Below are 12,357 nucleotides of genomic sequence, written 5' to 3' on the forward strand. Positions count from 1 at the left end.
GCAAAACACGTCCAGCTTGGCCGAAAGGCTTTCGCAGCGGGACAGGACATAACCGGCGAGGCAGGGACGGCCGGCGCATCTGCGCTCGGCCGTCGGAGGGCTCAGTTGTTTCCCCTCAACCTGTGCTCATCAAACAGGCAGACGGCGTCGTAGCGGGGACGCGCCGCTTCGCACAGAGCTGCGACAGAGCGGGCGTCCGGTTTCACCCCGTGGTCGATCCAGCCCATCAAGGCCTCGAAAACCGCGACATATTCCGGCGGGCTGAGGGCGCTGTGTTCGGCTTCATTGGTGAAGGTCTGGACCAGCAGGTCGGCACGGCCCGCCGCCGCCACACGGTCGCGATAGTCGTCCTGATGCCAGACGAAGGCTGTGGGATCGTCCTTGCCGTGGATGGTGACGGTCGGGGCGACGATCATGCCTGACAGGTCCGCATCATAGGCCAGACGCGCCACCGCCATCGGATCGGCGGCGAACCGCTCGACCCCCGCATTCAGCGCCGCATCGTCGTGCGAGCCCTGATAGACCGTCCGGCTGTTGTCGAACGGGTTGAGGCCGTCCAGGCGTTTCTGCACCAGATCCTGGAACAGGAAGGTGCCCCAGGCCAGATGCGACACCAGCTGCCCTTCGCCGATCCCCACAACGTTGAGAATGTCGGCCAGACGCTGCTTCTGCTCGGGCGAGCGCTCCGCCTCGGGCAGGCCGACGCCGGTGCAGGTCTTGACCCGCTGCGCCAGCTGGGCGCGGGTCAGGCGAGCGCCCTCGGGCAGACCCTGCCAGACCGGGTACTGCGCCTCGTCGGGCGCCGGATGGTTCTGGCAGTAATACTGATATACCGCACGCAGATCGGCGCGGAACCTGTAGGCCTCGGTCCCGCCCGCCAGCACCCCGCTGGTCAGGACCACGCCGTCCCAGACCACCTGGCCTTCGGCGTCGCGCGCATAGAGTTCGGCCGCCTTGGCTGCGACATTGCCGCCCCAGGACTGGCCGTGAAGAATGGTGCGGCGGGGCCGACCGAAGGCGTCCCAGAAAATCTGGCGCAGGTCGTCGGTGTCCTCGGCCGCCATGCGCACGCCGTAGCCGCCCCGGCGATAGGTCGACCCCGCCCAGGCGAAGCCCTCCTTCACCGTCATGGAGAAGCGCTCCAGATCTTCCAGCGGATCATCGGCCTTGGGGGCCGCCCTGCGGGGCCCGCCGTGGGCGTGGACGATCAGCGAACCGTTCCAGTTCTCCGGCACGGCGATCCAGTAGTAGCCGCCCTTGGCCGCCCGCCCCGACCAGCAGTGCGCCTGCTGAGGAAGAAAATCGGGACAGACGGCCGGGACGGGCGCTGGCGACGGGGTCGCCGGCGCATCCTGGGCGGCGGCGAAGGGCGCGCCGGTCAGCGTGACGGCGGAAGCCGCCGCCAGCATCGAAAACAGACGCATCCCTATCGCCTCCTCAGATCAGAACGACTTGGTCGCGGTGACGTACCAGTAACGCCCCCACGGGCTGTGCACCGAGCCGCGATAGCCGTTGTCGGCCAGCGACGGGCCTTCATCGGTCAGATCGCGCACGCCCAGACGCACGCGGGTCTCGGCCGGGAATTCATAATCCACATAGGCGTTGACCGTCTGGCGGGCGTCGACCACCCACGGATCGCCCGAGGCGCCCAGCAGGCCGGGCTGCTGGAAGTCGCTGATGTACTGGGTCGTCATCCCTGCGCGCCAGGGGCCCTTGCGCCAGGTCAGGCTGGCGTTGAGGCGCCATTCGGGACGCCCGTTCTGCCCCACCAGTTGCGAGGAGTCCGGCAGGGTCGTGCCCGCATTGATCGTTCCGGCTTCGCGGGCGGCGTACAGCTCATTGACGATGTCGCCCGGATCGCGCGTGAATTCGTCCAGCTTGCTGGCGTTCACATTGACGATGAAGGTGCCGTACTTGGTGCGACGCAGCGACCAGTTCATGGCCAGGTCCAGGCCGCTGACGGTTTGGGGCTGAAGGTTGATGAAGCGGTCGTTGATCGAGACCACCTCGCCCACCGGGGTCAGGCCCGTGCCCTGGAACAGCAGGATGTCCTCGGGCGTCGGCGCGCGACGGTTGACCAGCGGATTGGAGCCGCCCTCGACGCGGTTCAGATAGTCCAGCGCCAGCGCCGTCTGGGCGCCCAGAAGGCCGACGATCTTCTCCTGCTCGATCCGCCACTTGTCGATAGTGAAGGTGAAGGCGCCGAAACGCTCGGGGATGAAGGACGGCTGCAGCACCAGGCCGTAGGAGGTGTTGGTGCTCTCTTCCGGCTCCAGATCCGGGTTGCCCGCCACCAGCAGAGAGGCGCCCGAGGTGTTCTGCGCGCACTGGGAGAAATTGCTGATACGGCCGGCGCGCAGGTCAGCCTCGCAGCGGACATAGTCCGTGCCGCTGGCCAGACGGGCGTATTCCGTGGCGTGGGTCTGCTCCAGGTTCGGCGCGCGGAAGCCCTGCGAATAGGAGCCGCGAACCCGCACGCCCGGAACCACGTCCCAGGCCGCGGCGATCTTCGGCTTGGCCACCGAGCCGAAGTCCGAATAGTGCTCGTAACGGCCCGCCAGCTGCACATCCAGCTGATAGACCAGAGGAATGTTCATCTCGGGCGAGACCACCGGCACGGCGAGCTCGACGTAGGTCGAGAAGACCTCGCGGCTGCCCGAGGTGTCGGGGTTGGGGCTGACGGCCGAGACGTTGGACAGGTTGGTCTCGCCGCTGACCATGTCGGTGAAGGTGAAGGTCCCGTCCAGATTGGCGTCGCGGTCGTCCTTCTGGGTCTCGCGGCGCGCCTCGACGCCGAAGGCCATGCCGACCGGCCCGCCCGGCAGTTGGAACAGATCGCCGCGCGACAGCTTGAAGTCCGCCATGGTCAGGGTCGTGCGTGACACCCGGCGCAGGTCGAAGACGATGGCGTCGATCGCCGCCTGAGAGCTGGGCGAGCAGTCGCCGTAGCTGGTGGTGGCGACGCAGCCCCCGCTGAAGGGGTTGTAGGCGTCGGGCGTCGACAGGGCCAACTGCTTCTGCAGGGCCGTCATATTGACGTTGGGCGAGACGTCCTTGGCCTCGGCCTCGGAGTAGACGACCGCCGTCTCCCAGTTGAAGCCGCGCCACTCGCCGCGCAGGCCGCCCAGCAGGCGGGCCTGATAGTTGTCGACCTTCACCACCTGGAAGCCGGTGTCGACGAAGCGGTAGTTGGTCATCAGAACCGGCAGGCCCTCAGCCGGAACCCCGGTCAGACCCGGCAGGCGGTTCGGATTGAGCGTGCCGTCGGCGAAGGTCATGGGGCCGAACGGGTTGTAGTAGTTGCTGGCCGGAATCCAGATCTGGTTCAGGTTGACCACCGGCGGCTGCACGGCGCGGCTGTGAGCGCTGTAATAGCCGGCCTCGCCGAAGGCCTCAACGCTGTCGGTCAGGTCGTAACGTCCCGTCAGGAACAGGTTCAGCCGCTCGACCGACGGACGGACCGTCGTCTCATGCCGGGTGTCGTACCGCATGTCGCGGTTGGTCGTGTTGAAGTTGTGGTTGCCGCTGGACAGGCAGATGTCGCCGCCCATGTCCACGCCGCAGCCGAAGCTGGACGGCTGGAAGCGGAAGGCTCCGGCGGTGTTGGTCACCGCCACGCCGTTCGAGCGGATCACCGGGCGCGAGCCGACCGACAGGCGCGCCCACGGCGTGTGCGACGAGCGGCCGTCCAGCGACTGGACGTCAGCGAAATCGGGATGGTCGGCGAACAGCGGACGCAGGTCGTCCGAGCGGGTGAAGTCCTGATCCGACGCCCACAAGGCGGTGCGCTGGGCGTAGTTTGCGAACAGGGAGACGTTGCCGCGATCAAAGTTCTTGCCCGTGAACAGGTTGAACTCGGTGTCGCGCATCTGCGTGCCCTCGGCCCCGCCATAGCGGGCGCTGACCGTCAGGCCGTCGATGTTGTCGCGCAGGACGGTGTTGACCACGCCCGCCACCGCGTCCGCGCCATAGATGGCGGCGGCGCCGTCCAGCAGGACTTCCAGCCTCTCCAGCCCCGACACGGGGATGGCGTTGGAGTTGTAGCTCAGCACCGGCACCGTGCCGGTGTCCGACGTGCCTTGGCTGGTCGGGTGCTGGACCAGACGACGACCGTTCAGCAGCACCAGGGTGTTGCCCACGCCCAGCGAGCGCAGGTTGACCGAGTTCACATCGCCGCGCGCCGAGTTCGAAGTCTGGGGGTTATTGGCGGAATCGAACAGGACGTCGCCCATCTGGGGGATGGTGCGCATCAGCTCGTCGCCGGTCGTGGCGCCGGTGGCCTCGATCTGCTCACGGTCGGCCACCACCACCGGCAGGGCCGCCGTGGTGCGCGCGCCGCGGATGTTGGTGCCGACGACGACGATGTCCTCCACCTGTGTGGGCTCGGCGGGCAGGGCCTCCTGGGCCAGAGCGGCCCCGGCGAACAGGACGGTCGATGCGGTCGTCGCCATCAGGGCGATCTTGGATGGGTTTCTCATGTCTCTCTCCCAGTCGCCGTGTGCGGCGATCATGTCGTTGAGGTCGTGGTTCAGGGTCAGTCGTCGGCCAGCACCAGGTCGTCGCCCGGTCCGGCGGCGGGATCAGGGGCGGCGGCCAGAGGCTGAGGCCCGCCGTCCAGCGCGGCCTTCAGCGCATCGCGGTCCAGTTCGCCTTCCCAGCGGGCGACGACGATGGTGGCCACCGCGTTGCCGATGAAGTTGGTCAGGGCGCGGCATTCGCTCATGAAGCGGTCGATGCCCAGGATCAGGGCCATGCCCGCCACCGGCACCGAAGGCACCACCGACAGGGTGGCCGCCAGGGTGATGAAGCCCGCCCCCGTAATGCCCGCCGCCCCCTTGGACGACAGCATGGCCACCAACAGCAACAGGATCTGATCCTGCAGGCTCAGGTCGATGTTCAGCGCCTGGGCGATGAACAGGGCCGCCATCGTCATATAGATGTTGGTGCCGTCCAGATTGAACGAATAGCCGGTCGGCACGACTAGGCCGACCACCGACTTGGCGGCGCCCGCCCGCTCCATCTTGGAGATCAGGCTGGGCAGGGCGGCCTCGGAACTGGAGGTGCCCAGCACCAGCAGCAGCTCCTCCTTCAGATAGCGGATCAGCTTCAGGATGTTGAAGCCGTTGGCGATGGCGACCAGACCCAGCACCCCGACCACGAAGATGGCGGACGTCAGGTAAAAGGTGGCGATCAGGGCGAACAGGTTCGCGACCGAGGCGATGCCGTAGGCGCCAATGGTGAAAGCGAAGGCCCCGAAGGCGCCGATCGGCGCGGCCTTCATCAGAATGGCGACCAGTTTGAAGAAGGCCGCGCTGACCGACTCCAGGAAGGTCATCACCGGCTTGCCCAGATCGCCGATCATGGCCAGGGCGATGCCGAACAGGATGGAGACGAACAGGACCTGCAGGATGTTGCCGGTCGAGAAGGCGCTGACCACCGTGTCGGGAATAATGCCCGTCAGGAAGCCGACGATGGTGCTTTCGTGCGCCGCCTGGGCGTATTGGGCGACCGCCCCCTTGTCGAGGGTGGCCGGGTCGATGTTCAGGCCATGGCCCGGACGCACGACGTTGGCGATGATCAGGCCGACGATCAGCGCCAGGGTCGAGAAGACCAGGAAATAGCCAAAGGCCTTGGCCGCCACCCGGCCGACGCGGCCGATGTCGCGCATCCCGGCGATGCCGGTAACGATGGTCAGGAAGATCACCGGGGCGATCACCATCTTCACCAGCTTGATGAAGGCGTCGCCCAGCGGCTTCAGGCTTTCGCCTACGTTCGGCCAGAAGTGGCCGATGGCGCCGCCCAGTACGATGGCGACCAGCACCTGGAAATAGAGATGCTGATAGAAGGGGCGGCGAATGACCGCCGCCGTCTGTGACGCGATAGGGGACAAAGAAGGTCGCTCCTGATGGCGAGCACACGGCTCGCGGATTTCCTCTCGGCGCGATCTTCGCCACGCTTCGACCTCAGTGTGGCCACAGCGCCGCCAGGAGGAAACGGCACCCGAAAGATTCATCAACTCATTGACAATAAATGTTATTCCTAAACGTCGCACTTCGAGGACATGCGTTTAGTGCGATATACCGCTCGAACTTGTGGCGCAAAAGTGCGGAATACCGCACATTGAGAAGATGACGACCGCGGCGGCTGCATCACATTCGGAAGGCCTCGTACGGCGACATGCGAGACTCTGGATCGCCCTGATCCTGGCCTGGCTGGTCGTGGCGACGACGGCGGCCTATGGGCTGGGCGAGACCGCCCGGAAGGGCGCCTCGGCCGAACTGGCGCGCCAATCGGAGTCCGCCGCCGCCCTCCACGCCGCGGTTCTGCGCAGCGAACTGGAGAAGTATCGCGCCCTCGCGCCAGCCATGGCGACCGACGCCGACGTCGCCAGACTGCTGCTGAGCTCTCGCCCCGACCCGGCGATGCTGAATCAGCGGCTGGAGGCCCTGGCCGACCAGACCCGCGCCTCGGCCATCTATGTCATCGGGATCGACGGGGTGACCCGCGCCGCCAGCAACTGGCGCCAGCCGATCAGCTTCATCGGCGCCGACTACAGCTTCCGCCCCTATTTCGTGAAGGCGATGCGGGACGGTTCGGCCGAGTTCTTCGCCCTGGGCACGGTCAGCGGCACGCCCGGCCTGTTCCTGGCCCGTCGGGTCGTCGACGGGAATCGCGCCATCGGGGTCGTGGTCGTCAAGGTCGAGTTCGACGCCCTGGAGGCCGAATGGCGCGCCTCGGGCGAACCGGCCTATGTGGTCGATCCCGGCGGCGTGGTGCTGATCACCAGCATTCCGACCTGGCGCTTTCGGACCCTGCGGCCGATGGACGCCGAAAGCCGCCGCCTGACCCTGGCCGACCAGACCCTCGGCGACGGCGCCCTGACGCCCCTGCCCTTCCAGACGCCTGACAACGGAGCCACGCGCCTGATCGAGGCGCCTCTGGACGGCGTCGACCGCCCCTGGATGCACGCCCGCATCGACACCATGACGCCGGGCTGGACGCTGCATCTGCTCACCCCCGATCGAGGCGCCATAGAGACGAGCGTCGCAAACGCCCGCGTTCTGGCCGCCCTGATCGCGACCCTCGCATTCGGCGTCGCCGCCGTGCTTCTGCGTCGCCGCCAGCAGGCCGTCGTGCGGCAGCGCGTCACCGAGGCCGCTCGCCAGGAGCTGGAGCGTCGCATCGAGGAGCGGACCCGCGACCTGCGTCAGGCCAACGTCGCCCTGAATCGCCAGATCGAGGAGCGGATGCGCGCCGAGGCCAGTCGCGAAGCCCTGCGCGATGAACTGGTCCAGGCCGGCAAGCTGGCGGCGCTGGGCCAGATCGCCGCCGGCGTGGCCCATGAGATCAACCAGCCCGTCGCCGCCATTCGCACCCAGGCCGAGACGGCGTCGGCCTATCTGGAGCGGGCCCAGGAGGCCAAGGCGGTGCGCGCCCTGGGCCGCATCGGCGAGCTGACCGCCCGGATCGGGGCCATCACCCAGGAGCTGCGCGCCTTCTCGCGCAAGTCGGAGCCGCAGCTTCGCCCCGTATCGCTGAACGAAGCGATCGACGGCGCCCTGCTGCTGCTGGGCGGGCGCCTGCGTCAGGGGGGCGTCCGACTGGTGCGGGCCCGAGGCGGGGACGTGCAGGTCATCGCCGACCGCTTTCGTCTGGAGCAGGTCATCGTCAACCTGATGCAGAACGCCGCCGAGGCGCTGGAAGGGCGCGCCGACGGCAGGATCCATCTGGAGGTCCGTCGGGTCGGCGAGTTGGTCGAACTCAGCATCGCCGACAACGGCCCCGGCGTGACCGACGCCATCCGCGACCAGCTCTTCACCCCCTTCTTGACCAGCAAGGCCAACGGCCTGGGGCTGGGCCTGGTCATCTGTCGCGACCTCGTCGCCGGATTCGGCGGCGAGCTGAACCTGCGCCCGGCCGAAACGGGCGCCGTCTTCGTCGTCAGCCTGAAAGCCGCGTGATGGAGGCGCGCGCCATGGAGTTTCCGCGTCTTGAGACCGTCGCCCTGATCGAGGACGACCATGATTTCCGCAGCGCCCTGGCCGAGCGGATGGAGGTCGAAGGCCTGACGGTGCGCGCCTATCGCAAGGCCGAGACGGCGCTGGCGGACATCGACGCCGACTTCCCCGGCGTGGTGGTCACGGACTTGCGGATGCCCGGCCTAGACGGCCGCCAGACGCTGAGCCGGCTTCAAGCCCTAGACCCGGCCCTGCCGGTCATCCTCATCACCGGACACGGCGATGTGGCCGAGGCCGTCGCCGCCATGCGCGGCGGCGCCTATGATTTCGTGGCCAAGCCCTTCGCCTTTGAACGCCTGTCCGAAAGCCTGACGCGCGCGCTGGAGAAGCGCGCCCTGGTTCTGGACAACCGGCGCCTGACCGCCCTGTCGTCCGAGGCCGGACTGGAACTGCCGCTGCTGGGCGACAGCCCGGCGATCCGGTCGCTGCGCGCCACCATCGCCCAGATCGCCGACGCCCGCATGGACGTGCTGATCGAGGGCGAGACTGGCGTCGGCAAGGAAGCCGTGGCCCGCGCCCTGCACAACGGCGGCCGCCGCCGACTGCATCCCTTCGTGGCGGTCAACTGCGGCGCCCTGCCGGACGGACTGATCGAGAGCGAGCTGTTCGGTCATGAGCTGGGCGCCTTCGCCGGGGCCTTGCGTCGCCGCGTCGGCCACGTCGAGCGCGCACACGGCGGATCGCTGTTTCTGGACGCCGTCGAAAGCATGCCGACCGCTGCTCAGGTCAAGATGCTGCGCGTGCTGGAAGAGCGCGAAATCCACCCGATCGGCGCGTCGGAACCCCGCGCCGTCGACATTCGCGTGCTGGCCTCTGCGACGGGTGATCTCGATCAGGCCCTCGTCAGCGGCCGACTTCGCGAAGAACTTTACTATCGGTTGAATGTCGTGCGCCTGCGCGTGCCGCCTCTGCGCGAACGCCGCGACGACATCCCCCTGCTGTTCGCCAGCCTAGTGGCGCGCGCCCCGGTGGGCCCCGGCGCCGAACCGCCCGTCATCACGGACGCAGTCCGCTCCCGCCTGCTGGAACACCCCTGGCCGGGCAACATCCGAGAGTTGTCACACTTCGCCCAACGCTTCGCCCTTGGCCTTGAAGGCCGCGAAGACCAAGCCGCCGGGGCCGCGCGCGGCCTTGTCGACCGCGTCGCTGATTTCGAAAAACGCATACTGCAGGACACGCTTGAAGCCCTGGGCGGCAACGTCAGCGAGGCGTTGGCGCAACTGAAGATTCCCCGCAAGACCCTCTACGACAAGCTGAAACGCCACAACCTGAAGCCGGCCGATTTTCGCAGGAGCTGAGCAGGCTGCACCATCGGTTCGCGCCCGCCCGCGACAGACTTGGCCTCTGCGTTACCGCGCCTCATTCGAAGCTAGCATCCGTCAGGCGCCGCTGACGCCTTGCGTAGATCGCAGCAAGGCAACTCGGCGCTTCTGAGCGGAACCCAAACAGCAAAAACCCCCGCAGCTTACGCTTTGGGGGTTTATTTTTTCTTGGGTGCGGGAGCAGGATTTGAACCTGCGACCTTCAGGTTATGAGCCTGACGAGCTACCGGGCTGCTCCATCCCGCGGCAAGGCGGTGAGTAAAGGAAGAAGGGTTCGAGATATCATTCATGTGTGTCGGGTAGACCCGGCGACGACCTACTCTCCCGCGCCTTAAGACGAAGTACCATCGGCTCTGGAGGGCTTAACGACCGAGTTCGGAATGGGATCGGGTGGGGAACCTCCGACAGAGCCACCGGGTCAACCCGACACACATGAATGAGAAGATATTGTCTTTGATTTCGGCAAGTAAAAACCGAATGAGTTTTGCTGAGAAACGATCAAGCCGATCGGATTATTAGTACCAGTAAGCTTCACACGTCACCGCGCTTCCACACCTGGCCTATCAACGTGGTAGTCTTCCACGATCCTCAGCGAAGCCTTGTTTTGAGGTTAGTTTCCCGCTTAGATGCTTTCAGCGGTTATCTATTCCATACTTAGCTACCCTGCTGCACGGCTGGCGCCATGACAGGTCCACCAGAGGTATGTCCATCCCGGTCCTCTCGTACTAGGGACAGATCCTCTCAAGCTTCGAACACCCACGGCAGATAGGGACCAAACTGTCTCACGACGTTCTGAACCCAGCTCACGTACCACTTTAAACGGCGAACAGCCGTACCCTTGGGACCTGCTCCAGCCCCAGGATGTGATGAGCCGACATCGAGGTGCCAAACTTTGCCGTCGATATGGACTCTTGGGCAAAATCAGCCTGTTATCCCTAGAGTACCTTTTATCCGTTGAGCGATGGCCCTTCCACGCGGGACCACCGGATCACTATGGCCGACTTTCGTCTCTGCTCGACTTGTCAGTCTCGCAGTCAGGCTAGCTTATGCCATTGCACTCGACGACCGATTTCCGACCGGTCTGAGCTAACCATCGCGCGCCTCCGTTACACTTTGGGAGGCGACCGCCCCAGTCAAACTACCCACCACGCCATGTCCCGGGACCGGATAACGGCCCTCGGTTAGACGTCAACGACAGTAAGGGTGGTATTTCAAGGATGGCTCCACCAGAGCTGGCGCCCCGGTTTCATAGCCTCCCACCTATCCTACACATACGGTCGCTAACGCCAAGGCGAAGCTATAGTAAAGGTTCATAGGGTCTTTCCGTCTGACCGCGGGAACCCCGCATCTTCACGGGGAATTCAATTTCACTGAGCCTGTGCTGGAGACAGTGGGGAAGTCGTTACGCCATTCGTGCAGGTCGGAACTTACCCGACAAGGAATTTCGCTACCTTAGGACCGTTATAGTTACGGCCGCCGTTTACCTGGGCTTCAGTTCGGAGCTTTCACTCCTCCCTTTAACCTTCAGGCACCGGGCAGGCGTCAGACCCTATACGTCGCATTGATGCTTCGCAGAGCCCTATGTTTTTGCTAAACAGTCGCTACCCCCTGGCTTGTGCCACTCAGTCCTGGTTGCCCAGGGTGAGTCACGCTTATTCCGAAGTTACGCGTGCAATTTGCCGAGTTCCTTCAGCACAGTTCTCTCAAGCGCCTTGGTATACTCTACCTGACCACCTGTGTCGGTTTCGGGTACGGTCTCTGCTGGAGTTATTTCCAGGGACAACGCCACCGCCGGGAACAATCCAATAAGCCCCGACGACTTATGCCATCCGTCACTTCCAGCTGGTGCAGGAATATTTACCTGCTTCCCATCGACTACGCTTTTCAGCCTCGCCTTAGGGGCCGACTAACCCTGCGCAGATTAGCTTTACGCAGGAACCCTTGGTCTTTCGGCGACAGTGTTTCTCACACTGTTTATCGTTACTCATGTCAGCATTCTCACTTCCGATACCTCCAGCCAACCTCACGGTTGACCTTCACAGGCTTACGGAACGCTCCGCTACCGCTTGCAGTAAACTGCAAACCCATATCTTCGGCGCATGGCTTTAGCCCCGTTACATTTTCCGCGCAGGATCGCTTGATCAGTGAGCTGTTACGCTTTCTTTAAAGGATGGCTGCTTCTAAGCCAACCTCCTGATTGTCAAAGCAATCCCACATCGTTTCCCACTTAGCCATGACTTGGGGGCCTTAGATGATGGTTAGGGTTGTTTCCCTTTTCACGACGGACGTTAGCACCCGCCGTGTGTCTGCCCGATAGTACTCTTGGGTATTCGGAGTTTGGTTAGTATTGGTACCGCTCGCGCAGCCCGCAACCATCCAGTGCTCTACCCCCCAAGGTATTCGTCGGACGCTCTACCTAAATAGATTTCGCGGAGAACCAGCTATGTCCAGGTTTGATTGGCCTTTCACCCCTATCCACAAGTCATCCCAGAATTTTTCAACATTCACGGGTTCGGACCTCCAGTAAGTGTTACCTTACCTTCATCCTGCTCATGGATAGATCACCTGGTTTCGGGTCGTCATACGTCGAACTTAGCGCCCTATTCAGACTCGCTTTCGCTGCGCCTACACCTAACGGCTTAAGCTTGCTCGACATATGAAGTCGCTGACCCATTATACAAAAGGTACGCCGTCACCGCGCTTGGCGGCTCCGACTGCTTGTAGGCTTCCGATTTCAGGATCTGTTTCACTCCCCTTGTCGGGGTGCTTTTCACCTTTCCCTCACGGTACTTGTTCACTATCGGTCGTAGAGGAGTACTTAGGCTTGGAGGGTGGTCCCCCCATGTTCAGACAGGATTTCACGTGTCCCGCCCTACTCGAGTCTCTTGCTGTTTGACGTCTACGGGGCTGTCACCCGCTATGGCCGGACTTTCCATTCCGTTCGACTTTATTTCACAAGAGCACTGGCCTGGTCCCGGTTCGCTCGCCACTACTACGGGAGTCTCGGTTGATGTCCT

General features: G+C 64.4%; 5 protein-coding genes, 1 tRNA gene and 2 rRNA genes (1 of these 8 only partly in view). 2 read left to right on the forward strand and 6 right to left on the reverse strand.

All coding sequences use genetic code 11. The annotated features are described in order from the left end of the window. Positions 1-101: 101 nt before the first annotated feature. The 3 genes from H556_RS0115025 to H556_RS0115035 are packed head-to-tail and all read right to left on the reverse strand — an operon-like array spanning position 102 to position 5,890. Positions 102-1,424 (reverse strand): hypothetical protein, encoded by a 1,323-nt coding sequence (locus H556_RS0115025; protein WP_051130292.1) that lies wholly within the window; start codon positions 1,422-1,424, stop codon positions 102-104. Between the two features lie 18 nt (positions 1,425-1,442). Then, on the reverse strand, positions 1,443-4,478 hold the full coding sequence (locus H556_RS0115030; RefSeq protein ID WP_024355230.1) for a TonB-dependent receptor domain-containing protein: 3,036 nt from the start codon (positions 4,476-4,478) through the stop codon (positions 1,443-1,445). A 56-nt stretch (positions 4,479-4,534) separates the two neighbouring features. Beyond that, positions 4,535-5,890, reverse strand: coding sequence for a dicarboxylate/amino acid:cation symporter (locus H556_RS0115035; RefSeq protein ID WP_024355231.1), 1,356 nt, complete (start codon positions 5,888-5,890; stop codon positions 4,535-4,537). Between the two features lie 238 nt (positions 5,891-6,128). On the opposite strand from H556_RS0115035, the gene H556_RS0115040 reads away from it, so the two are divergent. Both H556_RS0115040 and H556_RS0115045 read left to right on the forward strand, forming a co-directional pair. Next, positions 6,129-7,961 carry a sensor histidine kinase gene (locus H556_RS0115040; protein ID WP_024355232.1) on the forward strand — a complete coding sequence of 611 codons (1,833 nt, stop codon included), beginning with the start codon at positions 6,129-6,131 and terminating at the stop codon, positions 7,959-7,961. A gap of 14 nt (positions 7,962-7,975) precedes the next feature. Next, the gene (locus H556_RS0115045; RefSeq protein WP_024355233.1) at positions 7,976-9,316 is read left to right on the forward strand and encodes a sigma-54-dependent transcriptional regulator; all 1,341 of its coding nucleotides are present in this window, start codon (positions 7,976-7,978) and stop codon (positions 9,314-9,316) included. A gap of 193 nt (positions 9,317-9,509) precedes the next feature. Here H556_RS0115045 and H556_RS0115050 read toward each other — a convergent pair. The 3 genes from H556_RS0115050 to H556_RS0115060 form a co-directional block, all read right to left on the reverse strand. After that, a tRNA-Met gene (locus H556_RS0115050) sits at positions 9,510-9,586 on the reverse strand. 57 nt (positions 9,587-9,643) lie between these two features. Beyond that, positions 9,644-9,758: ribosomal RNA gene (rrf, locus tag H556_RS0115055) — 5S ribosomal RNA — on the reverse strand. Between the two features lie 76 nt (positions 9,759-9,834). Further along, positions 9,835-12,357 (reverse strand): 23S ribosomal RNA (locus H556_RS0115060); it runs 258 nt beyond the window's last position.

The organism is Brevundimonas naejangsanensis DSM 23858 (genome assembly GCF_000421705.1).
In the GTDB taxonomy this organism is placed as follows: Bacteria; Pseudomonadota; Alphaproteobacteria; order Caulobacterales; family Caulobacteraceae; genus Brevundimonas; species Brevundimonas naejangsanensis.

Excerpts from the sequence above, each read along its gene's own strand:
- H556_RS0115045 (WP_024355233.1), top strand. The coding sequence starts at position 7,976 with ATGGAGTTTCCGCGTCTTGAGACCGTCGCCCTGATCGAGGACGACCAT.
- H556_RS0115030 (WP_024355230.1), bottom strand. The coding sequence starts at position 4,478 with ATGAGAAACCCATCCAAGATCGCCCTGATGGCGACGACCGCATCGACC.
- H556_RS0115025 (WP_051130292.1), bottom strand. The coding sequence starts at position 1,424 with ATGCGTCTGTTTTCGATGCTGGCGGCGGCTTCCGCCGTCACGCTGACC.
- H556_RS0115040 (WP_024355232.1), top strand. The coding sequence starts at position 6,129 with ATGACGACCGCGGCGGCTGCATCACATTCGGAAGGCCTCGTACGGCGA.